The 25,815-nt window shown below is 65.1% G+C and carries 23 protein-coding genes; 13 read left to right on the forward strand and 10 right to left on the reverse strand.

Features of this window, described 5'->3' with window-relative positions; all coding sequences use genetic code 11:
• Positions 1–78 precede the first annotated feature (78 nt).
• Together DCG74_RS08855 and DCG74_RS08860 are read right to left on the reverse strand one after the other, a co-directional pair.
• Positions 79–3,489: an AAA family ATPase gene (locus DCG74_RS08855; protein ID WP_172787128.1), complete on the reverse strand. Its 3,411-nt coding sequence runs from the start codon at positions 3,487–3,489 to the stop codon at positions 79–81.
• Positions 3,490–3,678: 189 nt separating this feature from the next.
• Positions 3,679–4,050, reverse strand: a complete 372-nt coding sequence (locus tag DCG74_RS08860; protein ID WP_172787184.1) for a helix-turn-helix domain-containing protein — start codon at positions 4,048–4,050, stop codon at positions 3,679–3,681.
• A 159-nt stretch (positions 4,051–4,209) separates the two neighbouring features.
• Here DCG74_RS08860 and DCG74_RS08865 point away from each other — a divergent pair, with 159 nt between their 5' ends.
• Positions 4,210–4,944, forward strand: a complete 735-nt coding sequence (locus DCG74_RS08865) for an SDR family NAD(P)-dependent oxidoreductase (RefSeq protein ID WP_172787129.1) — start codon at positions 4,210–4,212, stop codon at positions 4,942–4,944.
• A gap of 167 nt (positions 4,945–5,111) precedes the next feature.
• Here the strand turns inward: DCG74_RS08865 and DCG74_RS08870 are convergent, their stop codons facing one another.
• The gene (locus tag DCG74_RS08870) at positions 5,112–5,996 is read right to left on the reverse strand and encodes an amidohydrolase family protein (protein ID WP_172787130.1); all 885 of its coding nucleotides are present in this window, start codon (positions 5,994–5,996) and stop codon (positions 5,112–5,114) included.
• Between the two features lie 338 nt (positions 5,997–6,334).
• Here DCG74_RS08870 and ykgO point away from each other — a divergent pair, with 338 nt between their 5' ends.
• From ykgO to DCG74_RS08885, 3 genes are all read left to right on the forward strand, one after another.
• A complete protein-coding gene (gene ykgO, locus DCG74_RS08875; RefSeq protein WP_006611362.1) occupies positions 6,335–6,460 on the forward strand; it encodes a type B 50S ribosomal protein L36 in 126 nt (41 codons plus the stop codon).
• A 115-nt stretch (positions 6,461–6,575) separates the two neighbouring features.
• Positions 6,576–7,211 carry a tetratricopeptide repeat protein gene (locus tag DCG74_RS08880; protein WP_172787131.1) on the forward strand — a complete coding sequence of 212 codons (636 nt, stop codon included), beginning with the start codon at positions 6,576–6,578 and terminating at the stop codon, positions 7,209–7,211.
• 124 nt (positions 7,212–7,335) lie between these two features.
• The gene (locus DCG74_RS08885) at positions 7,336–7,596 is read left to right on the forward strand and encodes a hypothetical protein (protein WP_172787132.1); all 261 of its coding nucleotides are present in this window, start codon (positions 7,336–7,338) and stop codon (positions 7,594–7,596) included.
• Between the two features lie 7 nt (positions 7,597–7,603).
• On the opposite strand, the gene DCG74_RS08890 is transcribed toward DCG74_RS08885, so the two are convergent.
• Positions 7,604–7,786: a hypothetical protein gene (locus DCG74_RS08890; protein ID WP_172787133.1), complete on the reverse strand. Its 183-nt coding sequence runs from the start codon at positions 7,784–7,786 to the stop codon at positions 7,604–7,606.
• Between the two features lie 328 nt (positions 7,787–8,114).
• Here DCG74_RS08890 and DCG74_RS08895 point away from each other — a divergent pair, with 328 nt between their 5' ends.
• On the forward strand, positions 8,115–9,071 hold the full coding sequence (locus DCG74_RS08895; RefSeq protein WP_172787134.1) for an alpha/beta fold hydrolase: 957 nt from the start codon (positions 8,115–8,117) through the stop codon (positions 9,069–9,071).
• 119 nt (positions 9,072–9,190) lie between these two features.
• Here the strand turns inward: DCG74_RS08895 and cycA are convergent, their stop codons facing one another.
• Positions 9,191–9,586 carry a cytochrome c-550 CycA gene (gene cycA / locus DCG74_RS08900; protein ID WP_172787135.1) on the reverse strand — a complete coding sequence of 132 codons (396 nt, stop codon included), beginning with the start codon at positions 9,584–9,586 and terminating at the stop codon, positions 9,191–9,193.
• Positions 9,587–9,815: 229 nt separating this feature from the next.
• Here cycA and DCG74_RS08905 point away from each other — a divergent pair, with 229 nt between their 5' ends.
• The 5 genes from DCG74_RS08905 (at position 9,816) to DCG74_RS08925 (ending at position 15,815) form a co-directional block, all read left to right on the forward strand.
• Positions 9,816–11,309: an FAD-linked oxidase C-terminal domain-containing protein gene (locus DCG74_RS08905; protein WP_172787136.1), complete on the forward strand. Its 1,494-nt coding sequence runs from the start codon at positions 9,816–9,818 to the stop codon at positions 11,307–11,309.
• A gap of 52 nt (positions 11,310–11,361) precedes the next feature.
• The gene (locus DCG74_RS08910; RefSeq protein ID WP_172787185.1) at positions 11,362–12,600 is read left to right on the forward strand and encodes an FAD-binding protein; all 1,239 of its coding nucleotides are present in this window, start codon (positions 11,362–11,364) and stop codon (positions 12,598–12,600) included.
• Entirely contained in the window at positions 12,597–13,919 is a 1,323-nt protein-coding gene (glcF, locus tag DCG74_RS08915) for a glycolate oxidase subunit GlcF (protein ID WP_172787137.1), read from the forward strand. The genes DCG74_RS08910 and glcF overlap by 4 nt, the downstream gene beginning before the upstream one ends.
• An 85-nt stretch (positions 13,920–14,004) precedes the next feature.
• Positions 14,005–14,352, forward strand: coding sequence for a histone (locus tag DCG74_RS08920; RefSeq protein WP_172787138.1), 348 nt, complete (start codon positions 14,005–14,007; stop codon positions 14,350–14,352).
• A gap of 449 nt (positions 14,353–14,801) precedes the next feature.
• Positions 14,802–15,815: a TorF family putative porin gene (locus DCG74_RS08925; RefSeq protein WP_172787139.1), complete on the forward strand. Its 1,014-nt coding sequence runs from the start codon at positions 14,802–14,804 to the stop codon at positions 15,813–15,815.
• Between the two features lie 305 nt (positions 15,816–16,120).
• Here the strand turns inward: DCG74_RS08925 and DCG74_RS08930 are convergent, their stop codons facing one another.
• Positions 16,121–17,872: an ABC transporter ATP-binding protein/permease gene (locus tag DCG74_RS08930; RefSeq protein WP_172787140.1), complete on the reverse strand. Its 1,752-nt coding sequence runs from the start codon at positions 17,870–17,872 to the stop codon at positions 16,121–16,123.
• A gap of 314 nt (positions 17,873–18,186) precedes the next feature.
• Between DCG74_RS08930 and DCG74_RS08935 the strand changes: the two genes are divergently transcribed.
• Positions 18,187–19,851 (forward strand): L-lactate permease, encoded by a 1,665-nt coding sequence (locus tag DCG74_RS08935; protein WP_172787141.1) that lies wholly within the window; start codon positions 18,187–18,189, stop codon positions 19,849–19,851.
• Between the two features lie 131 nt (positions 19,852–19,982).
• Positions 19,983–20,381, forward strand: coding sequence for an META domain-containing protein (locus DCG74_RS08940; RefSeq protein WP_172787142.1), 399 nt, complete (start codon positions 19,983–19,985; stop codon positions 20,379–20,381).
• 127 nt (positions 20,382–20,508) lie between these two features.
• Here the strand turns inward: DCG74_RS08940 and DCG74_RS08945 are convergent, their stop codons facing one another.
• The 3 genes from DCG74_RS08945 to groES form a co-directional block, all read right to left on the reverse strand.
• Positions 20,509–21,717 (reverse strand): hypothetical protein, encoded by a 1,209-nt coding sequence (locus DCG74_RS08945; protein ID WP_172787143.1) that lies wholly within the window; start codon positions 21,715–21,717, stop codon positions 20,509–20,511.
• Positions 21,718–21,917: 200 nt separating this feature from the next.
• Positions 21,918–23,549, reverse strand: a complete 1,632-nt coding sequence (groL, locus tag DCG74_RS08950) for a chaperonin GroEL (protein WP_172787144.1) — start codon at positions 23,547–23,549, stop codon at positions 21,918–21,920.
• 114 nt (positions 23,550–23,663) lie between these two features.
• Positions 23,664–23,960 carry a co-chaperone GroES gene (gene groES, locus DCG74_RS08955; protein WP_025033779.1) on the reverse strand — a complete coding sequence of 99 codons (297 nt, stop codon included), beginning with the start codon at positions 23,958–23,960 and terminating at the stop codon, positions 23,664–23,666.
• A gap of 314 nt (positions 23,961–24,274) precedes the next feature.
• Here groES and DCG74_RS08960 point away from each other — a divergent pair, with 314 nt between their 5' ends.
• Positions 24,275–24,796, forward strand: a complete 522-nt coding sequence (locus tag DCG74_RS08960; protein WP_172787145.1) for a hypothetical protein — start codon at positions 24,275–24,277, stop codon at positions 24,794–24,796.
• 166 nt (positions 24,797–24,962) lie between these two features.
• Here DCG74_RS08960 and DCG74_RS08965 read toward each other — a convergent pair whose 3' ends face one another.
• Positions 24,963–25,748 carry a protein phosphatase CheZ gene (locus tag DCG74_RS08965; protein WP_172787146.1) on the reverse strand — a complete coding sequence of 262 codons (786 nt, stop codon included), beginning with the start codon at positions 25,746–25,748 and terminating at the stop codon, positions 24,963–24,965.
• Between the last annotated feature and the right edge of the window lie 67 nt (positions 25,749–25,815).

Raw genomic sequence — 25,815 nt, forward strand, 5'->3', positions numbered from 1 at the left:
CGGTCCGGCCCTATGGGAGCAAAACCGACGAGATCCACAGACGATCTGGCCAAGAGATCCCCATGCCCGAATGCGGAATTAACTGCCGGAACGTGGGATCGGCTTCTTCGGCTCGGAGCTGGCAATGGTCTCCCGAAGCACTGCGCTGGCAGCCTGCAGATCCGGCGTCCCAAAGCCCTCGGTGAACTGGCTGTAGAGTGGACTCAGCAGGTCGTGCGCCTCACCGCACCGACCCTGTTCTTTCCACGATTGAGCGAGGCGTGTCGCCGCACGCAACTCCCACAGCTTGGCGCCCTGCTGGCGCGCGGTTGCAGCCGCAATGCCGAACCGTGCTCCCGCGGCCCTCGCATCGGCGTTAGGCAGCCGCAGCATCAGCTCGCCTGTCATCCGATGCAGCTCGGCCTCGAACCATCGCTCACCGGTTTCTTCCACTCGGTGCAGCGCCTGTGCGACCAGATCCAAGCCTTCTTCCGCCGCGCCGGAACGGCCGAGCACCTCGGCCTGAAGACCGAGGAAATAAGGCTCATAGAGCCCAGCTCCGGTGGCGCGCCACGCGGGAAGGCCCCGCAGAAGTTGCGCGAGCCCTGTCTCCAGCTCACCCGACTGAGTCAAGGCCCATCCCCGGATCACCGTGGCTGCCGCGAGAAAATGCGGAAAGTTCTGCTCCGTCGAGAGCTCGACGAGTGTCTCGGCTCGTTCCTGTGCCTCTCGCCACGCGCCGCGGTACTGCTCGAAGAAGCACGAGAACAACAGGGCGTATCCCAGCGTGTTGAGGTGAGCGAGTTCGCGGGCGGAGTCGAGCGCCTCGTGGCTCCGCGCCCGGGCCTGCTCCGGATAGCCTAGCGCAAACAATGTCCATGAGATCCCCGACAAGGCCGCAACGCGCGGATCCTGCACGTAGAGAAAGGCGAGGGAGCGATGCCGCTCCGGGTCATAGAGAGCGAGCGCCTGCTCCAAATGGCTGCGGGCAGCAGCCACCTCGCCGCGCCAGAAGGAACCGGTCCCGCTGACGCGGTGAGCCACGAGGGTTGCGGAGGTCTCTTGATGGTCCTGCACCCGGCGCAGAAACTCGTCTGCCACTTCGCGCGCCGCTGTGTGCTCGGCGCGTACGCCGTGAAATACCCATTGACCGTAGAGCACGGGCCAGAGTTGGGAAGTGGCCCCGATCTGCTCGCAGAGTTCGCGAGCCCGGGCGTTGGCGCGTCCCGCTTCGGGTGCTGCCCAGCCCTGCGTGGCCATCAGCGCCACGCCCAAGGTTATCTGGAGGTCAAGCTCGCGCCGGCTCCGATCGGCCTCGGGGACACCCTTGAGCAGATTCAAGCCGTTTCGCAACTGCGCCACCGCTTCGGTCATCGCCGAGCGAGCGATCGCTCGTTGCCCCGCCCTCAGCCAATAGTCGATCGCCGGTTCGGCCAGGCCTGCTTCCGAATAATGATGGGCCAGCAGCTCGGGCTGCGCCTGCACTGTCTCCGGAAAATGCTGCTCGAGCGCGGCGGCGATCCGGGCGTGCAAGCGCTGCCGCTTCGCGCGCACCAGCGTCGCATAGGCGGCGTCCTGCACGAGCGCGTGCTTGAAGCTGTAGGTCGCCAGGGGCGGCGTCCCGCGCCGGAACACCAGGCCCGAGCCGACGAGGTCGTCCAACGCAGCCTGTAGTTCGCTCTCTGGAAGCGCCGTCGTCCTCGCGAGCAGTTCATGAGAGAATTCCCGGCTAATCGCGGCCGCGACCTGGGCGACCTCACGGGCCGGAGCCAGCCGTTCGAGGCGGGCCAGCAGCGACTCCTGGAGCGTGGCCGGAATCGCCATCGGCGGCAGCGGTCCTGCGAGCGCGTAGTGGTCGCCCTCATCGCGGAGCAGGTTGGTCTCCAGCACCGTCCGCGTCAGCTCTTCGACGAACAGCGGCACGCCGTCCGTCTTGGCGACGATCTGATCGAGCACCGCAGGAGGTAGCGCCTTGCCACCGCTCAGCCGACCAACGATGGCCGCTCCCTGACGGCGGCTCAATCGGCTGAGGGTCAGCGCGGTGACATGGGCATAGCGTGTCCAGGAGGGCTCGAACTGGGGCCGGAAGGTGATGAGGACGAGCACGGGGGCGCCTTGCACCCGGTCGATCAGGAGATCGAGCAGCTCGAGCGAGGTCGGATCTGCCCAGTGCACGTCCTCGTACAGGGCAAGGACGGGACGGCGTGTTGCGAGGCCCAAGACCTGATCGACTAACACCTCGAGCGTCCGCTCCTTCTGCCGATGCGGGCTCAGGTCGAGCGGCGGGTAGCGCGCACCGGCCTCGAGCGACAGCAATGCCGCGAGCAGCGGGGCCACCACGGGAACATCATCGCTCGATAGCGCAAGCAGCGCCTCGAGCTTGTCGAGCCGCGTCGCGACGAGATCGTCCGCGGCAAATCCTGCCGCCCGCTCCAACAGGCCGATCACCGGATGCAGCGGACTGGTCTGATGGTGCGATGAGCAGTAGTGGCTCAGGGCCGTATGCGGCTCGTTTTCAAGTCGCTCGCGCAGCGCCCGCACGAGGCGCGACTTGCCGATACCAGGCTCGCCCGCCAGCAGCACCACCTGGCCCTCCCCCTCTTTGGCGCGCTCCCACTGCTCGAGCAGGAGACCGATCTCATGGTCGCGACCGACCAGCGGCGTCAGGCCTGCGCCGTGCAACGCCTCGAACCGGCTCTCGGCGGCGCCTTCGCCGACCACACGCCACGCGCGCAGGGGATCGGGAAATCCCTTTAAGATCTGCAGGCCGAGCTCGGCGAGCTCGAACAGGCCGCCAATGAGCTCTCGGGTGCGTGTGGAGATCACCACGGTGTCGGGCTCGGCCAGGGTTTGCAGGCGCGCGGCAAGGTTCGGCGTGTCGCCGACCACCGTCTCCTCGCGCGCCGCGCCTTCGCCGATCAGCTCACCGACAACGACCGGGCCGGTCGCGATGCCGATGCGGACCGCCAGCATCTCACCATGCGCCGATGCCAGACTATGGACCGCCGCGACCGCGGCGAGGCCGGCCCGCACCGCGCGTTCGGCCTCATCTTCGTGGGCGCGCGGATAGCCAAAATAGGCCAGGACACCGTCGCCCATGTACTTCGCGACATGCCCTTCGAACCTTCCGATCGCGCCCGTCACCGCGTTCTGATAGGTCCGCAGGACTTCGGCCATTTCCTCCGGATCGAGCCGTGCCGCGAGCGCGGTCGAGTCGACCAGGTCGACAAACATCACGGTGAGTTGGCGGCGCTCGGCCTCGGGTGCAAGCGAAGCGTTTCCGGGGGTGATGGTAGGGAGGGGCGCAATGGTAGTAGCCGACATTGAACCGGCGGGCAGAGCGGCAATGGCGGCGAGCAGCTTGCGGCGATGGCCGATCGAGACGACCCCAAGACCGATCAGATCCTCCGCCGTGAGGTCCATGAGGACCTCGGCATCGATGTCGTTCTCCCGGAACGCCTGCTCGTACTGTCCCAGCCCCAGACCGCACAGCCAGGCCCCGATATCCATGGGCTCCTCCCGGCTCTCGTCTTCAGCGCTAAGGTGCTCCAGTCTAGCTCAAGATCGCGCGCGCTGCGCGATGAAACGCCAAGATACGAACTCCGAGCAAGAACAACTTCTGGCCCAGGCCGGACTCGAGGCGAGTTGCGCCAAAGCGCTGCGATCGGGGGCGGAGCACCACGGACGAAGCCGCGCAAGCTACACGGTCGGCCGACGTCCTGGCCGCGTCCAGCCCTCCCGCTCGGCGAATACCCGGCTGACCTCCGCCATGTGCTCGGTGCCCCATGTGCAAAGCGGCACGAGAGCCTGGGCGAGGCTGTGACCCAAGGGCGTGAGGCTATAATCCACCCGCGGAGGCACCTCCTTGTAGTCGGTCCGCTTCACGAGGCCATCGGCCTCCAGCTCCTTCAGCTGCTGGATCAGCACCTTGTCGCTGACGTCGCGTATGGCGCGCCGGAGCTCGCCGTAACGGGTCGGTCCGTCCTGAGCAACGAAGTACAGGATCAGCGGCTTCCACTTGCCCGAGACGACCCGCAGGGTCGCGTCGAGGCCGCAGGTGAAGCCGGGCAAAGTCGGCGTGCAAAGTTGGACGTCTGCTTCAGCTTGCGCCGGCGGGGAGATGGGGTCTGAACGATCTGACATTTTTTTGGGTACTTACCAAAAGGTGCATACTTGTCGATAGGTGGGTACGCCGCCAGCTCAGTGCAACCTCAATGAAGGGAGCACATCATGAGCAGACTACAAGGCAAGACGGCGGTGGTGACGGGCGGCGGGACTGGCATCGGGCTCGGAGCCGCCAAACGGTTCGTCGATGAGGGCGCATTCGTCTATCTGTTCGGGCGGCGGCAGGAGCCGCTCGATGCTGCGCTCGCGCAGCTGGGGTCTTCGGCGCGCGCCGTCAGGGGATCGGTCACCGACTTGTCCGACCTCGACCGGCTGTATGCGACGGTGAAAGCCGAACGCGGCAACGTCGACGTCCTGTTCGCCAATGCCGGGACCGGCGCGTTTGCGCCGCTCGGCCAGATCACGGTCGAGCATTACGACCAGATCTTCGACGTCAACGTGAAAGGGTTGGTGTTCACCGTGCAGAAAGCCCTGCCGCTGATGCGCAGGGGATCGTCGATCATCCTGACCGGATCGAGCACGGGCGTGATGGGGACGCCGCAGTTCAGCATCTACAGCGCGACCAAGGCGGCGATCCGCAATCTCGCGCGCAGCTGGGCGCAGGACCTGCGCGGCACGGGCATCCGCGTCAACGTGCTGTCGCCAGGGCCGACCAAGACGGAGCTGGCGCTGGAGGTCGTGGGCGAGGAAGCATTCGATGCACTCGGCAACACGACGCCCATCGGGCGCGTCGGTGACCCCAGCGAGACCGGAGCAGTGGCCGCATTCCTGGCGTCCGCGGACAGCAGCTACATGACCGGCGGCGAGGTCTTCGTCGACGGCGGCTTGGCGCAGGTCTGAGGTCTCGTTCACCTCTCCCGCTTGCGGGAGAGGTCGGCGCGAAGCGCCGGGTGAGGGCTTTCTCCTCTTGGTGACTGTCCCATCTCCTCTCCCGCAAGCGCCCGCAAGCAAGCGGGAGAGGGAGTGCGCCTCCGTTGTAGGAGTCAGCCTAATCTCATCACGCTGGACTAGATCCCCAGCAGTTTCCTTGCGTTCGCCTTCAGCACCTTCGGCCGGATCTCGTCGCGGATCTCGATCTTGGCAAAATCCGACAGCCAGCGGTCCGGCGTGATCACCGGCCAGTCCGAGCCGAACAGCATCTTGTCCTGCAGAATCGAGTTGATGTAGCGCACCAGGATCGGCGGGAAATATTTCGGCGACCAGCCGGAGAGGTCGATGTAGACGTTCGGCTTGTGGGTCGCGACCGAGAGCGCCTCTTCCTGCCAGGGGAAAGAGGGGTGGGCGAGGATGATCTTGAGGTCGGGGAAATCGGCCGCGACATCGTCCATGTACATCGGGTTGGAATATTTCAGCCGCATGCCCATGCCGCCGGGCATGCCGGAGCCGACGCCGGTCTGGCCGGTGTGGAACAGCGCGATCGCGCCGCCATTGTTGATCTCTTCGTAGAGCGGATAGGCCATGCGGTCGTTGGCGTAGAAGCCCTGCATGGTCGGGTGGAATTTGAAGCCGCGCACGCCGTATTCCTCGATCAGCTTGCGCGCCTCGCGCGCGCCGAGCTTGCCCTTGTGCGGGTCGATCGAGACGAAGGGGATGAGCACGTCGAGATGGTCGGAGGCGATCTCCAGCATCTCCTCGTTCTTGTAGCGGCGGAAGCCGGTCTCGCGCTCGGCATCGACCGGGAAGATCACCGCGGCGATGTTCTTGGAGCGGTAATAGGCCGCGGTCTCCGGCACCGTCGGCGGATGCTTGTGCGGCGACTTGAAATACTCCGCCATCTGCGCCTGGAAATCGTCATAGCCGTCGTCGGGATGGGTGCCGCAGGGCTCCTCGGCATGGGTGTGGATGTCGATCGCGACGACTTTGTCGATATCAGGCAGCTGCAGCTTTGGCATGGTGTCCTCCCGACGGGTTGCCGAATTGATTATAGTATATAACGAATTTGGCAAGGCGCTGGTGGCGGCGAAAGCTCTGGCGGCGAAAGTCTTTGCCGGGCCTGACCTCCCATGCGCCGGATCGGGCCGATCTGGCCGCTTCTACTGTGCATGGGGTTGTTTTCACGGATTTGCGGGAGCGTGGGGCAGTTAACATTGACATCACCTCCCGCCATGCCTTAAGAACCGCCCCGTCCCGGGCGGCTGGTCCGCCGGCGGGGAAAATCTCATTTTGCCACATTCGCGCGTGCCGAAACGGTAGTGCCGAACACGGCCTTTCGAACGTTCAGGATTCTGCCATGAAGGTCCGTAACTCGCTGAAATCGCTGCGCGGTCGCCATCGCGCCAATCGCCTGGTCCGCCGCAAGGGCCGGGTCTATGTGATCAACAAGGTGCAGCGCCGCTTCAAGGCGCGCCAGGGCTGACCTGAGCGGCCGATCCCCGCTGGGCGCCGCTGCGCGCCCGCAAGACCACGGTCTCACACGAGTTTGACGCCGCCTTTGCTTTGCAAGGGCGGCTTTGCGCGTTTAGACTTTCAACATGGCAGTGAGATTCCGTTTCGCGCGCACCCTGTGTCTGGCCCTCGTGCTGGGAACCGCCGGCCTTGCGCCGGCCGCCCTGGCCCAGCAGGTCGAGCCGCCCGGCAAGCAGAAGAAGCTGCCTGAGGCGCCGTCAAAGCTGCCGAAGGTCGACCGCAGCAAGAATCTCGATTTCCTGTTCGGCGCGCTGAAGGCGGCGCCCGACGAGGCCAGCGCCAAGCATGTCGAGGCGCGGATCTGGGCGATCTGGCTGCAGACCCCGAGCGACACCGCCGCGCTCCTGATGTCGCGCGCCAAGACCGCGGTCGATGCCAAGAAGATCGACGTCGCGATCAAGCTGCTGGATTCCGTCATCAAGCTCAGGCCCGATTACATCGAGGCCTGGAACCGGCGGGCGACGCTCTATTACATGCAGAACGACTATGGCCGATCGCTCGCGGACATCCAGCAAGTGCTGATCCGGGAACCGCGCCATTTCGGCGCGCTCGCCGGCCTTGGCATGATCATGCAGGAGGTCGGGGACGAGAAGCGCGCGCTCGAGGCCTATCGCAAGGCGCTCGCCGTCAATCCGCACCTGGAAAAGATCCCCGATCAGGTCAAGGCGCTGACCGAGAAGGTCGAAGGCCGCGACATCTAGCTATAAGTCGATGATTTCTCGAGCGATCGCGGCCGGCGCGGATTAACCACGACCCGAGCCAAGGCGTCGCAAGGACTATTGCGGGGCCTGTTGCAGGCCTACCTGCATGGCAGGAGCGAAAGCCATGAAGCGTTTGGTGGTTGCAGCTGTATTGCTGCTCGCGTCGGGAACGGTGAGCCTCGCCGACGGACTGTTCTGGGTGGTCGGCAACCGCGCCACCGGCAAATGCGCCATCGTGACCAGCAATCCGGTCATCATCGGCGACATCTGGTTCGGCGACGGTCCCTACAAGTCCAGGGCCGATGCCAAGCTTGCCCGGTCGACGATCCGCGTCTGCCCCCCGGTCACGCCCGAGCAGGAAAAAGAAGAGGACGGGGCGAACTAGCCGGTCCTCAATGCAGGACGCTGCTGCCGCGCTCGACCAGGCCGCGGTCGGCGGCTGCGGCGTAAGCTCTTGCAAGCTCCGCCTCGAGATGCTCGTTGATCAGCAGCAGCGCCCGCACGGCACCGCGCAGGTCGCCGTTGCAGCTCGCGACGATTTCGTCGATTGCAGTGTCGTTCGATCTGAAGCTCATCAAAAATTCTCCGGTTCAAACCAGGACATATCCTGCCGGTCTTTCCCGCATCCCCTAAGCTGCGAGGAGGATCGGCGCCCATCCGCGCCTAGATGGCGGAACCGACCGTGGCGATTATATGGAAGCCGCGATGACGCCTGCATGAAGCTGGTCCGAAGCTTGCGTGCCGCTTGGAATAGCTCTGATTTCGTTGAGTTTTCTCGATCGACAATTATGCACATATCCACAGCCCCTGCATTTTCAGTGGAAGCGCTGACTGCCGGCGGCGAAACTGCCGCCCGATCAGACCCGTAACTGCCCCGTGCCCAGGATCACCCGGATTCTCTCCATGATCGTGATGTCAGTCGTGACGGCGCTGGTTCTGCTGGCGCTGCTCACGCAGGCCGGGGTCGTCGCCGTGCAGCGTGCCTTTCCGCCGCAGGGCCGCATGATCGAGGTCGATGGCGCGAGGCTTCATCTCGTCGACATCGGCCCACGCGATTCCGGTCCTCCGATCGTGATGCTGCACGGCGCGAGCTCCAATCTCGAAGCGATGCGGCGGCCGCTCGGCGATCTCCTCGCCAGGGATCACCGCGTGATTCTGATCGACCGTCCCGGCCATGGCTGGAGCCCGCGCGCGAGCCGGCAGGATTCGACGCCGCAGATCCAGGCGCGCATGATCGACGAGGCGCTTGGCAAGCTCGGGATCGATCGCGCGGTCTTCGTGGTGCATTCCTGGAGCGGCGCGCTCGGCGCGCGGATCGCGCTCGATCATCCGCACCGCGTTGCGGGTCTCGTGATGCTCGCGCCCGTCACGCATCCCTGGCGCGGGGGCGTCGGGCGCTACAACGAGATCATCGCAACGCCAGTCATCGGCCCGCTGCTCGCCTACACGATCACGCTGCCGCTCGGCTATTTCGTCACCGAAGCCGGGGCGCGCAACGTGTTCCTGCCGCAGACGATGCCGGACGGATTCGTGCAGGACTCGGCGACGCCGCTCTTGCTGCGCCCGCGCGAGTTCATCGCCAATGCCTATGATCTGGTGACGCTGAAAGAGTCGGTTGCCGCGCAAGTCGCGCGCTATGGCGAGATCAATGCGCCGGTCACGATCATCGCCGGCGAGCCCGACAAGACGGTGAGAACCAGCATCCACGCGCGCCCGTTCGCCGCGGCGGTGCCAAATGCAAAGCTGATCGTGCTGCCCGATCTCGGCCACATGGTGCAGAACGCCGTGCCGGATCTCGTGAAGGCGGAGATCGAGACGATGATCGGAAACATCGCCCCGGCGCAGGCGGCCGCCGACTAAAGCGTTTCGAGCGAAGTGGAAACCGCTTCGCGGGAAGAAAACGCGTCTAAATAAGAAAGCTAGAGCTTTCGGCTCTGATCCAATCAGAACCGAAGCTCTAGCGGCCGCCTCTTGCGCGCTTACTGCTTGGTCTTTCCGTCCTTGTCGTATTGGGCAAGGAAGGCCCAGAGATTGTTGATCTCGGTCTCGTTCTTGATGCCGGCGAACGCCATCTTGGTGCCGGGGATCTTGGCCTTGGGGTCCTTGATGTATTCCTTGAACGTGGCCTCGTCCCAGGTGATGCCGGAATTCTTGTTCGCGTCCGAGTAGCTATAGCCCTCTACCGTGCCCGACTTGCGGCCGTTGAGGCCGTTGAGCTCGGGGCCGACCTTGTTCTTGGCGCCTTCGCCGATCGCGTGGCAGGCCAGGCACTTGTTGAACGAAGTCTTGCCGGCCGCGACATCCTGCGCCATCGCGGCGGGTGCGGTGGCAATGACGGTGAGGATCGTCAGCGCGCCGAAAGTCAGTTTTGTCATAAGTGTGCTCTTCGTCTCTTCCCGGGTCAGATGGAGGGTCGTGGTTTTGGCAGGTCCATTGCAAGGGGACAAGCCGCGAAACTTTGACAGGTTTCCTGCTAGCAGACTTGCCCCAGAGAGAACTTGCGCTGCAACAAAGCAATGGGACCTTCGGAGGACCTACCCAAGGACGGCAAGACATGATTGATTTGCCGAGATAATTCCATCCGTCGGACGAGGGCTTCTTAAAATGGCCATCATGATGCCCGCCAGCGACCAGGCCGTGCTGGCGCGTCGCAGCGAAATCGTCGCCGCCTTGCGCGCCATCGTGCCGGGCGAGGGCGTGATTGATACGCCTGCCGAAATGCGGGCCTATGAATCCGACGGGCTGACCGCCTATCGGCAGCCGCCGATGGTCGTGGTGTTGCCGGATACGACCGAGCAGGTCTCGCTCATCCTGAAATATTGCGCCGCGCAGGGCATCAAGGTGGTGCCGCGCGGCTCCGGCACCTCGCTGTCCGGCGGCGCGCTGCCGCTCGAGGACGGCGTGCTGCTCGGCCTCGGCAAGTTCAAGCGCATCCGCGAGATCGATTTCGACAACCGCGTCGTCGTCACCGAGCCAGGCGTCACCAATCTCGCCATCAGCCAGGCGGTCGCGCATGCCGGCTTCTATTACGCGCCGGATCCGTCCTCCCAGATCGCCTGCTCGATCGGCGGCAACGTGGCGGAAAATTCCGGCGGCGTGCACTGCCTGAAATACGGCATGACCACCAACAACGTGCTCGGCTGCGAGATCGTGCTGATGAGCGGCGAGATCCTGCGCATCGGGGGCAAGGGGTGCGAGAATCCCGGCTATGACCTGATGGGCGTCATCACCGGCTCGGAAGGCCTGCTCGGCGTCATCACCGAGATCACGGTGCGCATCCTGCAGAAGCCGGAGACGGCGCGCGCGCTGATGGTCGGCTTCGCGCAAGTCGAGGCGGCCGGCGAATGCGTGGCGCGCATCATCGGCGCCGGCATCATCCCCGGCGGCATGGAGATGATGGACAAGCCCGCGATCCATGCCGCGGAGGCCTTCGTCCATGCCGGCTATCCGCTCGATGTCGAGGCGCTGCTCATCATCGAGCTCGACGGGCCCAAGATCGAGGTCGACGAGCTGATCACCCGGGTCGAGAGCATCGCAAGAGGCTGCGGCTCGGTGACGCTGCAGATTTCCAATTCCGAGGCCGAGCGCAACCTGTTCTGGGCCGGCCGCAAGGCCGCGTTCCCCGCGGTGGGCCGCATCTCGCCCGATTATCTCTGCATGGACGGTACGATCCCGCGCGGCGCGCTGCCGAAGGCGCTCGCGCGTATCCGCGAGCTCGGCGAAAAATACCAGCTCGGCTGCGCCAACGTGTTCCACGCCGGCGACGGCAATCTGCACCCCTTGATCCTCTACGATGCCAACAAGCCCGGCGAGATCGAGCGCGCCGAAGCCTTCGGCGCCGACATCCTGCGCGCCTGCGTCGAGTTCGGCGGCGTGCTCACCGGCGAGCACGGCGTCGGCATCGAGAAGCGCGACCTGATGCCCGACATGTTCAGCGAGATCGACCTCAACCAGCAGCAGCGCCTGAAATGCGCCTTCGACGCGCAGGGCCTGCTCAATCCCGGAAAAGTGTTTCCGACCCTGCACCGCTGCGCCGAGCTCGGCCGCATGCACGTCCACGCGGGCAAGCTGGCGTTCCCGGATTTGCCGCGGTTTTAGATCCGCGATGAACGAATTGCTTTCCTTTGTGAACTTCGATACCGGCTCAGTGGTGGATACGCTCAAGGTCAGAGACGCCAAAGACGTCGAAGAGGTGGTGCGCGCGGCGATTGCCAATGAGCAGCCGCTCGAGATCATCGGCCATGGCGGCAAGCGCGGCATCGGCCACGCGATGGCGACCAACGCCGTGCTCGACGTCTCCGCGCTCAATGCCGTCACCTCCTACGAGCCGAACGAGCTCATCATCACGCTCCAGGCCGGCGCGCCGCTTGCCGACGTGCTGGCGCTGATCGATGCCAAGAACCAGCAATTCGCCTTCGAGCCGATGGATACCGCGCCGCTGCTCGGCACGCCGGTGTCAGGCACCATCGGCGGCATGATCGCGGCCGGGCTTGCCGGGCCGCGGCGCATCCGGGCGGGCGGGGCGCGCGACCACCTGCTCGGCGCGCATGCCGTCTCCGGCTTCGGCGACAGTTTCAAGACCGGCGGCAAGGTGGTGAAGAACGTCACCGGCTACGACCTCTGCAAGCTGCTGGCGGGGTCCTGGGGCACGCTGTCGGTGATGACGGAAGTGACGCTGAAGGTGATGCCCAAGCCCGAGGCCGAGCGGACGCTGCTGCTGCGCGGGCTCGACGATGCCGCCGCCAACAAGGCCATGACCGCGGCGCTCGGCTCGCCCTTTGACGTCTCGGCCGCCGCGCATCTGCCGAAATCGGCGCTCCGGGCCAGGACCGAGCGGCTCGGCGATCTCGCAGGGGAGGGCGAGGCGCTGACGGTGCTGCGGCTCGAGGGCATCACCGCATCTGCTGCGCACCGCGCCGGCTCGCTGCGCGAATTGCTGGCGCCGTTTGGAACCGCGACGCTGATCGAGGACGCGGCATCCGCGGCGCTGTGGACCGCCATCCGCGACGTGCTGCCGTTCGCGGCCAGTGGTTCGCTCGGCGCCTGGCCAGTCTGGCGGATCGTCTGCCCGCCGGCCTCGGGCGCGGCGCTCGGCACTCAATTGGCGCGCGAGACGGGCGGCGATGTGATCTACGATTGGGGCGGCGGCCTGATCTGGGCGGCGCTCCCGCCGAAGCCGGACGCGCATGCCGCGCTCGTGCGGGCGCGCGCGAACGCGGTCGGTGGGCATGCCACGCTGATCCGGGCGACTGATGATGTCAGGCGCGACGTCGATGTGTTTCATCCGCAGGCACCGGGTATTGCCGCGCTGAGCGAGCGGGTGCGCGCCAGCTTCGATCCGAAGACCATTCTCAACCGGGGGCGGCTCACGCGGAGCGCTGGCCGATGAAGACCGAATTCTCACTCGCGCAGCTCGCCGACCCCGATATCGCGGAAGCCGACAAAATCCTGCGCGCTTGCGTCCATTGCGGCTTCTGCACCGCAACCTGCCCGACCTATGTGCTGCTCGGCGACGAGCTCGATAGCCCGCGCGGCCGCATCTATCTGATCAAGGAGATGCTGGAGAAGGACCAGGCGCCGACCGCCGATGTCGTCAAGCATATCGACCGCTGCCTGTCGTGCCTTGCCTGCATGACGACCTGCCCCTCGGGCGTGAACTACATGCACCTCGTCGACCAGGCCCGGGTCCGGATCGAGCAGCGCTACCAGCGGCCGCTGGCAGAGCGGCTGCTGCGCCAGGTGCTGGCCTTCGTCCTGCCGGACCCGCAGCGCTTTCGCATCAGCATGTGGCTGGCGCGGCTCGCCCGTCCGCTGGGCGACTTGCTGCCGACGCCCCGGCCTGCGGCGACGCCCGGCTTGATCCAGCGCATCAAGGCGATGCTGGCGCTGGCGCCGAACCGGCTGCCGCCCGCCGGACCCGCCGCGGGCAGCGTGTTCGCGGCGCTCGGCAAGAAGCGCGGGCGCGTGGCGCTGCTCCAGGGCTGCGCCCAGCAGGTGCTGGCGCCCCGCATCAACCAGGCCGCCATCAGTCTCCTGACCCGCCACGGCATCGAGGTCGTCCTTGTCAGGGACGAGCAGTGCTGTGGCGCGCTGACCCATCACCTCGGCAACGACCAGGATGCGCTGGCGCGGGCTCGCGCCAACGTCGCGGCGTGGCGCAAGGAAATGGCCGGCGAGGGGCTCGATGCCATCCTGGTGACGACCTCCGGCTGCGGCACGGTGATCAAGGATTACGGCTATCTCCTGCGCGAGGACACTGCGTTCGCGGCCGATGCGGCGAAGGTGTCGGCGCTCGCCAAGGACATCACCGAATACGTCGCCGGCCTCGAGCTCGCGACGGCGGCGAGAGCGGACGACATCGTCGTCGCCTATCACTCCGCGTGTTCGTTGCAGCATGGACAGAAAATCACAGCTCTTCCGAAAGAATTGCTTTCCAAGAATGGATTCGTGGTGAAAGATGTGCCCGAGAGCCATTTGTGTTGCGGTTCGGCGGGGACCTACAACATTCTCCAGCCCGAGCTTGCGGGCCGGTTGCGCGATCGCAAGGTCGCCAACATCGCGAGCGTCAAGCCGGACATGATTGCCGCGGGCAATATCGGCTGCATGGTGCAGATTGCCAGTGGCACGTCAGTTCCGGTCGTACACACGATTGAGCTTCTCGATTGGGCGACGGGCGGGGCGCGGCCGGCACTGAACGCGCAGGTTTGAGCTTTCAGGAGCCTGAACTGTCCTCCCGAGGTGACGACTGAAGACGCCCGATCGATCATTGTTCGGCGGCAACAGGAGGACCACGATGGCGAAAGCGAAGAAGAAGAAAAGCAAGAAGGCCAAGAAGGCCAAAAAGGCCGTAGCGGCGAAGAAGACCGCGAAGAAGGCGACGAAGAAGAAGGCAGCCAAGAAGACCGCGAAGAAGTCTGCCAAGAAGGCCGCCCCGAAGAAGGCTGCCAAGAAGACAGCAAAGAAGGCGGCGGCCAAGAAGGCTGCTCCGAAGAAGGCCGCGAAGAAGGCGGCACCGAAGAAGGCGAAGGCAGCGCCTGCTCCGAAGCCGTCGGCACCGACGGAAACCCCGGCGCCCGCCGAGACAAGCTGGGCGATGCCTTCGTCTTCTGCGGAAGCGGCGCCTGCCGAGGGACAGGGGTAGGAAGGCGACCTTTCATCGCCTTCGGACTGTCACTTCAGACTGTCGCTTCAGACTGTCACTTGGACTACAGCTTGGGACTGTAACAAGAAGGCCGCGGCATCCTGATGCTGCGGCCTTTTTGCATCGCCGCAAGCCAGCCTCGGCCGCCGTGCCCGGCCCAGCCTGATTCGTAAGCGCAGATGTCACGCCGCCGGCTTGTCCCCGGGCTTACACGGGTCTGCCGTGCCCTCTAGAGGGCAAATGATGTGATCGAGAAGCCACACCGGCTGACAACCTTTCTTAGAATCGTCAAAACGCCCAAAAAGTCGGCAGATGCCCGCGCTTTTTGCTTCACCGTTCCGATCCACCGATCCAAATTGCCGCAGTAACGCAATTTTGCAGGTAGGCCGCATGTCCCGGGGGGCTTCCGGGGGCGACTGCTGAGTAAGAACGGGTAAATGGGGACCGAAATGAAAAAAGTGGCTTTGTTGGCAACGGCGCTGGCAATTGTGACGACGGGCTCGGCTTTCGCGGCAGACTTGCGCGTAAAGGCACTGAAAGCCCCGCCGCCGCCGGCCTTCGATCCGTGGGATATCGCCTTCGGCGCCGGCATCATGAGCGATTACATCTTCCGCGGCATCACCCAGTCCAACCATAATCCGTCGGTCACGGCCTATTTCGAGCCGCGCTACAACGTCAACAAGGACCTCCAGCTCTACATCGGTACGTCTGCCTCGAGCATCTCGTTCCCGAACCGTGCTGCGGCCGAAGTCGACATCTACGGCGGTATCCGCCCGACCTTCGGCATGTTCGCCTTCGACTTCGGTGTCTGGGGCTACCTCTATCCGGGCGGAAGCTGCTTCGGCTCGCAGGGGACCTTGGCGCAGGGCAATTGCGGCAGCGACATCGATTACTCGCAGGGCGCCATCGGCCTTCCCATCAACGGCAACTTCGCCAAGAAGGACGCGAGCTTCTTCGAGGCCTATGCCAAGCTGAACGTCACCCTCAACGATCAGTGGACGGTCGGCTTCAACGAGTACTACTCGCCGAACTTCCTGAACCTCGGTGCCTGGGGCAATTACGCCTCGGTCACCGCCAAGTGGACCGCGCCAAGCACAATCTTCGGCGCCAGTGGCGTCGGCATGTACGTGTCGGGTGAGTTCGGCCGGCAGTGGCTCGGCACTTCGGACATCTTCTACGGCATCGCGGGCGATCCGGTGTATGCGAACGGCATCAAGGAGCCGAGCTACAACACCTGGAACGTTGGCGTCGGCTTCACCTACAAGGTGTTCACGCTCGATCTGCGCTACTACGACACCGATCTGAACAAGGGCGACTGCAACGCCTTCACCAGCGATCACACCGCGAAGTTCAGCAGCAGCTTCACCCCCATCAACCCGGGCGGCTTCGGCTCCAACTGGTGCAGCGCGGCTGGCGTCGCCAAGCTCTCGTTCGACCTGACGGCGATGACCAACCTGAAGTAAGTTTCTTTCCGAAACGACTTCGCGAGGGCGGCAGGGCAACCTGCCGCCCTTTTGCTTTGGGCGGCGGAGGTAGGAAGAGACGGGGCGGGCCGGCCAAGATACTACTAAGCTGCGTTAGGGGCTTGCGAACCGGCAGGACGCCGCCGCTGCCTCACACTCCGTCATTGCGAGCGCAGCGAAGCAATCCAGAGTCTTTCCGCCTAGGCAGTCTGGATTGCTTCGTCGCAAAGGCTCCTCGCAATGACGAGGCCCAAGTTGGGGCCGTCCCTCAGACCGTAAGGACAGCGGGCGAGGCCGCCTGCGCCTCAGCGCGCCGCGCTCGGCTCCGCCGCCGCCCGCTCGCCGCCGACCACGTGGATCGCGCCGTCCTTCACCAGCGTCACCTTGCGGGTGTGGAAGGCGTCGAGCGTCGAGCGGTGGCCGATCGAGACGATGGTGGCTTGCGGCAGCTTCTCCGCCAGCAGCCGGTAGAGCCGGGCTTCCGACGGCTCGTCGAGCGAGGCGGTAGCCTCGTCCAGGAACAGATAGTCCGGCGCATGCAGCAGCGCGCGCGCAAGCCCGAGACGCTGCTGCTCGCCCAGCGAGAGCATCCGGTTCCAGTGGCCGTCCTCCGCGAGCCGTTCGGCGAGATCGGGCAGCCCGACCGCGATCAGGGCGTCGCGGACCTGCGTGGCCTCGAACGCGCCGGACGCTGCCGGATAGACCACGGCATCGCGCAACATGCCGAGCGGGAAATAGGGCCGCTGTGGCAGCATCATCAGCTTGGCCTTCTCCGGGATGACAACCGTGCCGGTGCCGAACGGCCAGATGCCGGCGATGGCCCGGAACAGCGTGGACTTGCCGGAGCCGGACGGCCCGGTCACCAGCACGCGCTCCGAGGCCTGAATGGTGAAGGCCTTGGCGGCCACCAGCGGGGTGCCGTTGGGCAGGTTCACGCAGAGCTGCGCGAGATCGACATGGCGCCCGGCGACCTCCAGCGTGATGGCCGGCTCATGCGCCGGCAAATTGACGGCCGAGGCGACCGACATCTCGAAGCCATCGAGACGGGCAACGATCGAGCGCCATTCCGCCAGCGACCGGTAAGCCGTGACGAAGAACGACAGCGCACCTTGGACGCTGGAGAAGGCGGATGCGGTCTGCATCATGTCGCCGAGCTGGATCTTCTTGGCGAAGAACGCCGGCGCCACCAGCACGTAGGGAAACAGCACGGCGGCCTGCTGGTAGCTGGCCGTGAACGCGGTGAGGCGCTTGGTCCGGCTCATGATGCCGTACCAATTGGCGATCACGAAGCCGAAGCGATCGAGCAGGCGGGCACGTTCGGCGCCTTCACCCCTGAGCAGCGCGATCTGCTCGGAATTCTCGCGCACGCGGACGAGGTTGAAGCGGAAGTCGGCTTCATAACGCTGCTGCTCGAAATTGAGGTTGACCAGCGGCGAGCCGATCCAGTGCGTCAGCGCGGTGCCGAAGATCGCGTAGATCAGCGCGCCCCAGCACAGATAGCCGGGGATCATGACATCGGTGCCGAACAGGCGCAGCGGCGCGGCGTTGGAAAGGCCCCAAAGGATGATCACGAAGGAAAACAGCGTCACGATCGACGAGAGCAGGCCGAGCCCGATGGTCAGCGTCTGCTCGACGAAATTCTTGACGTCCTCGGTGATGCGCTGGTCCGGGTTGTCGGCCGCATCGCCCTTGAGCTGCATGCGATAGTGCGTCGAGCCCGCCAGCCACTCGCCGAGGTAATGTCGCGTCAGCCATTGCCGCCAGCGGATCTGGAGCCATTGGTTCAGGTACAGCTTGTAGACAGCCAGCGCGATATAGGTCGAGGCCAGCGCGACGAAGATCCAGATCTGCGTGACGAAAGCGTCCCAGTCGCTGTTCTGGAGCGCGCTGTAGAACCGGTTCTGCCACTGGTTCACCAGCACGTCGATCGCGACCAGCGCCAGCTCCATCGCGACCACCGCCGCGAGCAGGCCGCGGCCGGCCCATTTGTCCTCGGATCGGAAATAGGGGGCGGCGATTCGCCAGACGATCGCGAGCGTGGCGCTGATGTTCTTCACAGAGCAGGGTCTCCTCGGGGGATGTGCACAAATGCCCGGAGCCAAAGACCTGAGGCAACGGCGAAAATGGGCGCACTTAGACTAAAGTCGCAAGATCTGCAATTTGCGTTGGCTTGTCGCAGCTTGCAACCCTAGCATGGGCTTCGATGCCGCGGGGTGGGGTGCTCCGGGATTTCGCGACCTTGTGAGCGGCCGGGAACCGCTGCATTCACGAGGAATTCACGTCCAACGCGGGGGTTATCGCTCCCAGCGTCAAGCAGGACCGGCTCTCCACGCGGGCCGCCTGCCGCAAACATGCGTGGGAGAGGAAGACCATGTGGAATCAAATCTATGACCCGCTGCACAGCCCGGTGCTGTCGACGATCGCGGCGGCGGTGCCCGTCGTCACGCTGCTGGTTTTGATCGCAAGCGGTCGCGTCCAGGCGCATATCGCCGCCGTCATCGCCGTGATCGTGACCAACCTGATCACGATCTTCGTCTTCACCATGCCGGCGAACATGTCGATCCGCGCTTCGATGCTGGGGATCGTCACCGGGTTCTTCCCGATCGGCTGGATCGTTCTCAACGTCATCTTCCTCTACCAGGTCACGGTGACCACCGGGCGCTTCGAGCTGCTCAAGCGCGCGGTCGGCGGGGTCACCGAGGACCGGCGGCTGCAATTGCTGCTGATCGCGTTCTCGTTCGGCGCGTTCTTCGAAGGCGCCTCGGGCTTCGGCACGCCGGTCGCGATCACGGGCGCGGTGCTGATCGGGCTCGGCTTCTCGCCGCTCGCGGCCTCCGGCCTGTCGCTGATCGCCAACACCGCGCCGGTCGCCTATGGCGCGCTGGGCACGCCGATCCAGGGCCTCGCCTCGGTCACCGGCCTCGATCCCTACATCCTCGGCGCGATGGTCGGACGGCAATTGCCCTTCTTCTCGCTGATCGTGCCGTTCTGGGTGGTGTGGGCCTTCGCGGGCTGGCGGGGCATGAAGGACGTCTGGCCGGCGATCCTCGTCACCGGCGTGTCGTTCGCGATCCCGCAATACGTGATCTCGAACCACATCAATCCCTGGATCGTCGACATCGGCGCCTCGCTGATCTCGATGGGCGCGCTGATCCTGTTCCTGAAGGTGTGGCAGCCGAGGCAGCTCTGGCTGTCGCCGGCGCTGCGCGGCCGCGACGAATCGGCCGCCACGATGGCGGCGGCGAAACCGCTCGACAAAACCCCGCTGACGCAGAGTGAGCTTTTCAATGCGCTGCTGCCGTGGATCATCGTCTGCATCGTGATGCTGGTCTGGGGCAACGGCGCCTTCAAGGCCTGGGCGAACGCGATTTTCGTCTGGAACTATCCCGTTCCCGAGCTGCACCAGATGATCAACAAGATGCCGCCGGTCGCGCCAGGGCCGACGAAAGAGAGCGCGGTGTTCGCCTTCACCTACCTGTCCTTCACCGGCACCGGCATGCTGATCGCCGCGATCATCTCCGGCCTGTTGATGGGCGTCGGTCCCGGCAAGCTTTTGACCGAATATGGCCGCACCATCCGGCTCTGCGCGATCTCGCTGATCACGATCTCGGCGATGCTCGCGATCGGCACCTTGACGCGCCTGTCCGGCGTCGACGCCACGCTTGGTTTGGCGTTCGCCGCCACCGGCGTGCTCTATCCCTTCTTCGGCACGCTGCTCGGCTGGCTGGGCGTCGCGCTGACCGGATCGGACACCGCCTCCAACGTGCTGTTCGGCAACCTGCAGAAGATCACCTCCGAGCAGCTCGGCCTGTCGCCGATCCTGATGGGCGCAGCGAACTCCTCCGGCGGCGTGATGGGCAAGATGATCGACGCGCAGTCGATCGTGGTCGCCTCCACGGCCACCAACTGGTACGGCCATGAGGGCACCATCCTGCGCTTCGTGTTCTGGCACTCGATCGTGCTGGCGTGCCTCGTCGGCGTGCTCGTGACGTTGCAGGCCTATGTCTGGCCGTTCACGGCGCTGGTTCTGAAGTAGCGGACTGCGCCGCGTCCACAAATCCCCGCGAGGTTCGTCCCCGCGGGGATTTTTTGCACCTTCCGCGAACCTTCTCAACGGCACGGCTGTCCTATAGAAGGTGCCGCAAATCAGGTCGGTCGAGAGGTCTCATGGTTTCGCTTCTGCGCTTGCTGTGTGCGGCGGTTGCAATGCTCGCGATGTCCACGCTCGCGCGTGCCGAGGAGGGGTTTCCTTTCGGCACCGAGATGACGCTGGAGGCGTTGCCGCAAGCGGGCTCGAAGCGGATTCCGAACATCGAGATCGGGGACAATGGCGAGGTCGTGCTGGAGCTCTGGTGCAAGGGCGGCAAGGGCCAGTTCTCGGTCGCCGGCAACACCGTGATCTTCGTCCCCGGCCAGATCCAGGACCGCAACTGCCCGCCGGCGAGAGCGCAGGCCGATGACGAGCTCGTCGCCGCCCTCGCCAGCATCGAGACCTGGAAGCGCCAGGGCGACGTGCTGACGCTGATCGGCCCGAAGCCGCTGCGCTTCCGGACGACGGGGAACTGACCGCACACTCACTGTCATTCCCCGCGAAGGCGGGGAATCCAGTACGCCGCGACCTATCGATTCAATTAGTCTCGGAGTACTGGATCGCCCGCCTTCGCGGGCGATGACAGCGGAGTTCGTGACTAGCTCACTTCCACACCGACTTGTCGGCATCCCAGCGCTGGCCCTTCAGCTCCTTGACGAGCGCCTCGATCGAGCCGTTGTCGTCGGGCAGATCGCCTTCCTCGTCGGCCGAAGCGTCGTCCGACAGATTGAGCCTGGCCCCGCTGCCCTCGTCGGCCGTCGTCGTCGCCGGGCTGCCGATCCAGAGCATGAGCTTGTCGGTGGTGCCCGGCTTGTCGGGCGAGACCAGCCCTGCGACTTCGATCGTGTCGGTGAGCTCGAGCGCCGGGAAATCCTGGTTCGGCCGCTTGAACACCAGCTTGAGCTTGCCGGTGGCGGGGTTGAAGTTCTGCGAGACCGGCTTTGCCGCGAGCGTCCTGCTCAGCACGTTCGCGACCGCCGTTGCCAGCTTGCCCTTGTTGATCTTGTCGCCCTCGCGCCAGTCCGCCGCGGCGAAGCGGATGGTGCGGTCCATCTCGGTCATGCCCGCGGTCCAGCCTGCGGCGGTGACGCCGGGCATCGCCTTGAATTTCGCCAGCAGCGCGCCGGCGCGCTCCGGGTCGACCGACATGGTGATGGTCTGCTCGCCCGCGCGCAGCGCGTCGCAACCGACATTGAGGCTCGCCAGCGTCACCTCGACCTCCTGGCCCTTCAGGCTCTTCAGGAAGTCGGTCGCCGCGTCGAGCTTGACCTTGACCGCGATCGCTTCCGGCGAGACGTCGGTGAAATCCTTCGGCTGCGGCGTGATGCCGTCGTCTGAGGTCTGACTGTCCAGGAATTCCTTTTCGCTGAGATCGGAATTGTCCTGCGAGGTGACCTCGGTCACCGCCTGGCCGATCGCGATCTGGCCGCGGAATTCGAACATGTCGCCGGACTGCTTGCGCGTCAGCTTGACGCTGACCGGCGACTTCTCGCCGACGCTTTGCGTCGTTCCCGTCAGCGTCTGGCCCGCGACCTGGAGGTTGACGACGAAGCGGTCCTTGCGGTCGGAGTTCTTCGCGATGGGGTAGCAGACGTCGAGCACCGCTGCGGTCACCGTCTTGCCCTGGCGCGTCTCCTTCAGGATCACGTCGGCATTGCCGTCCATCAGCCCGTCGATCGAGGTGAAATAGCGCGTCTCGGTTCCGCCCGGCGCGGTCGCCTTCGGTGACAGCTTCATCTGGGCGGACGCCTGCGGCGGAACGGCGAGCAGGGCCGCCAGAACGGCCGTCGAACAGACCAGAAGCGCACGCATTGATGACATCCTCGCGCAACGGGCATGATCCGGAAAAGTGTGAAGCGGTTTTCCGAGAGGATCATGCCCAAACAATCGAATCGGCGCGCCACCGTAGTGGGTTTTGGCCGCTGGTTGAATCGGAAAGCGAAACAGGCAGGATCGGCAAAAAAGAAGGCCGCCCGGAGGCGGCCTTCGCAACCCTGTCACGGAACGGAGGCTTAGAAGCCGCCCATGCCGCCGCCGGGGGGCATGGCGGGCGAAGCTTCCTTCTTCGGCAGCTCGGCGACCATGGCTTCGGTGGTCACCAAGAGGCCGGCCACGGAGGAGGCGTCCTGCAGCGCGGTGCGCACCACCTTGGCGGGATCGATGATGCCCTTCTCGACCATGTCGACATAGTCCTCGTTCTGGGCGTCGAAGCCGAAGGTCTCGGACTTGTTCTCCAGGATCCTGCCGACCACGATCGAGCCTTCCACGCCGGCGTTCTCGGAGATCTGGCGGATCGGGGCTTCCAGCGCCTTCAGCACGATGTTGATGCCGGCCTGGACGTCGTCATTGGCGTTGGTGAGACGGCCGACCGCCTTCTTGGCGCGGAGCAGCGCGACGCCGCCGCCGGGGACGATGCCTTCCTGCACCGCGGCGCGGGTGGCGTTGAGCGCGTCCTCGACCCGGTCCTTCTTCTCCTTGACCTCGATCTCGGTGGCGCCGCCGACGCGGATCACCGCGACGCCGCCGGCGAGCTTGGCGAGGCGCTCCTGCAGCTTCTCGCGGTCGTAGTCCGAGGTGGTCTCCTCGATCTGGGCCTTGATCTGGCCGACGCGGGCCTCGATGTCGGGCTTCTTGCCGGCGCCGTTGACGATCGTGGTGTTCTCCTTGTCGATCACCACCTTCTTGGCACGGCCGAGCATCTTCACCGTGACGTTCTCGAGCTTGATGCCGAGCTCCTCGGAGATCAGCTGGCCGCCGGTCAGGATCGCGATGTCCTCCAGCATGGCCTTGCGGCGGTCGCCGAAGCCCGGCGCCTTGACGGCAGCGACCTTGAGGCCACCGCGCAGGCGGTTGACGACCAGGGTGGCCAGCGCCTCGCCCTCGACGTCCTCGGCGATGATGACGAGCGGCTTGCCCGACTGCACCACGGCTTCCAGCACCGGCAGCATGGCCTGCAGGCCCGAGAGCTTCTTCTCGTGCAGGAGGATGTAGGCGTCCTCGAGCTCGGCGGTCATCTTCTCGGCGTTGGTGACGAAGTAGGGGCTGAGATAGCCGCGGTCGAACTTCATGCCCTCGACGATGTCAACCTCGGTCTCGAGCGACTTGTTCTCCTCGACGGTGATGACGCCCTCGTTGCCGACCTTCTGCATCGCCTGGGCGATCATCTTGCCGATGGCGGCATCGCCGTTGGCGGAGATGGTGCCGACCTGGGCGACCTCGGAGGAGGCGGCGACCGGCTTGGCGCGCTTCTCGATGTCCTTGATGACGGCGGCCACCGCGGTGTCGATGCCGCGCTTGAGGTCCATCGGGTTCATGCCGGCGGCGACGGCCTTGGCGCCTTCGCGCACGATCGCCTGGGCCAGCACGGTCGCGGTGGTGGTGCCGTCGCCGGCGAGGTCGTTGGTCTTGGAGGCGACCTCACGCACCATCTGGGCGCCCATGTTCTCGAACTTGTCCTCGAGCTCGATCTCCTTGGCGACGGTGACGCCGTCCTTGGTGATGCGGGGGGCGCCGAAGCTCTTCTCGATGACGACGTTGCGGCCCTTCGGGCCGAGCGTCACCTTGACGGCGTTGGCGAGAACGTCGACGCCGCGCAGCATGCGATCGCGCGCGTCTCCGGAAAACTTGACGTCTTTGGCAGCCATGGTCTGCAATCCCTCGTGTTACGTGATGTGTCTTGTCTAGTCGCGGCGGAACGATGGATGCCCGGATCGCCTGGATCCGGGCATGACATTCAGCGGCCGTTCAGGCGGATGGCCTTAGGCCAGCACGCCCATGATGTCCGACTCCTTCATGATCAGGAGCTCTTCGTTGTCGATCTTGACCTCAGTGCCCGACCACTTGCCGAACAGCACGCGGTCGCCGACCTTGAGGTCGATCGGGATCAGCTTGCCGGTCTCGTCGCGGCCGCCGGGGCCGACGGCGACGACCTCGCCCTGGGACGGCTTTTCCTTGGCGGTGTCCGGAATGATGATGCCGCCCTTGGTCTTTTCCTCGGCGTCGATACGTTTGACCACGACACGGTCATGCAGCGGACGAAATTTGGATTTAGCCATGACGTTTCCCTTTGGAGGCTCGCTTCGGAAGTAGTGGGGTCGGTGGGGCGGCGCTTCCGTCCACCCTCTCGTCGAGGATCGAACGGCGCGCTTAGCAATCGGGCTTTCCGAGTGCTAATAGTGGGTCCGGAAATATGGCTTGGCCGCGATCCTGTCAAGCAAAGGTGGTTAAGCGGTTGTTGAGGCGGATATAGGATGGTGGCATTGGAAACTCGCTCGGGGCGCCGGCTTAGAGAACGACGTCATTGCTCCGGCAGCGATTTTGCGCTTGGCTGCTCGAGGGGTGCGGCCATGGTCTTGTTCGGGGGAATGCCATGATCAGTTCGGCTCACGCGCGCGCGGTTGCCAATCTGGCGGCCGCCTCTTGTCTGGCGCTGCTGCTGGGCGCCTGCGGCGGCGGCTTCAGCCTGCCGTCCCTCACGTCGTCCTCGCCGCCGCCCGAGGCCGAACCGGGCGTTGCGCCCGAAATGCCGGCCACCATCCGCGGCGACGAGATCGTCGGCCGCTGGGGCCTCGCCTCGTTCCAGAACCCGGCCGACCGCGCCCGTACCGAGAAGATGGCGCGCGAGCAATGCAAGAATCCCTACGTGATCACCGCCGGCTCCTCCGGCGGCGTGATCATGCATCTCGCCGACCAGGCGACGCCGCAGGAGCTGCGGCTGAAGGGCTCGCCGAGCGGCAAGAACTACATCGGACCGGCCGGCCCGACCCCCGGCGAGCAGGATCGCGAGATCGTCTCCTTCGACGGTCGCGTCATGATCACCCGCTTCATCGACAAGGACGCCGCTACCCGCTACGGCAACATGGTCTACGTCCGCTGCGCGCCGAGGGCGTGAGGCAGCCTTTGGCCTAACGTCTCGTCATTGCGAGCGGAGCGAAGCAATCCAGACTGCCTCCTGGGAGACAGCCTGGATTGCTTCGTCGCTTCGCTCCTCGCAATGACGAAAAACAAAAAACGCCGGCCCCAAGGCCGGCGCTTTGTTATTTCTATATCGCCCCCGTTCAGTCGAACAGCGCGTCGATGTCGTCCTGCGAGGCGTGGCCGACGTCGCCGGCGAGCTTGGGGCCGTTGAGGAGCTTCTCGTCCTCGCTGCGGCTGTCGACCGGCGCCGGCACATGGGACTTGATCGCGTCGACGCCGCCCCAGATCTCCATCATCGCATTGATGTGCTGCTCGATGAACTTCATCGTGGTCATGACCTTGCTGATGCGCTGGCCGGTCAGGTCCTGGAAGTTGCAGGCTTCGAAGATCGAGATGACGCGTTCCTGGATGTCGTCGGCAAGGCGCTTCTGCTGATCGACCGAGTCCACCTTGGACATCGCGCTGGCGGCCTGGTCGATCGATTCCGCGGCTTCGAGGATCTGCTGGGTCGCCTGCTCGGTGCCGCCGACCACCGCGCCGAGCTCGCCATTGACCTTGGCCATCTCGCCGCCGTCGAAGCTCTTGCCGTGCAGCGTCGCGATCTCGCGCTTGGTGCGGTCGATGGCGTCGTGGATGAGGTCGAGCTCCACCTTCAGCTTCTCGCACTGCTCGATCTGCGCTCGGTAGGTCTCGAGCATGGTGCGCGCTTCGGAAAGCTCGTGCGCCGTCGACGCGTCGATCGCCGCCATGGCGGCGCTGCCGGACAGCGGGGCCGCGACGATGCCCTTCGCCATCTGGGCGCGGATCGCGCGCAGCTCGGCCATGATCTCGCTATGCATCGGGATTGCCTCTTCGGTTACGTCCAAAATCGGCATCTCGCCACCGGCGATATCCTCGACGCGAAAACGCTTGCGGTGAACAGCCATCAGGATACTCCCCCCACCTCACTCACGCGTCTTTGTAGGCAGAAGCGATTTAACACGAAGTTCACAA

The sequence above is a fragment of the Bradyrhizobium sp. WBAH42 genome (assembly GCF_024585265.1).
Lineage (GTDB): Bacteria > Pseudomonadota > Alphaproteobacteria > Rhizobiales > Xanthobacteraceae > Bradyrhizobium.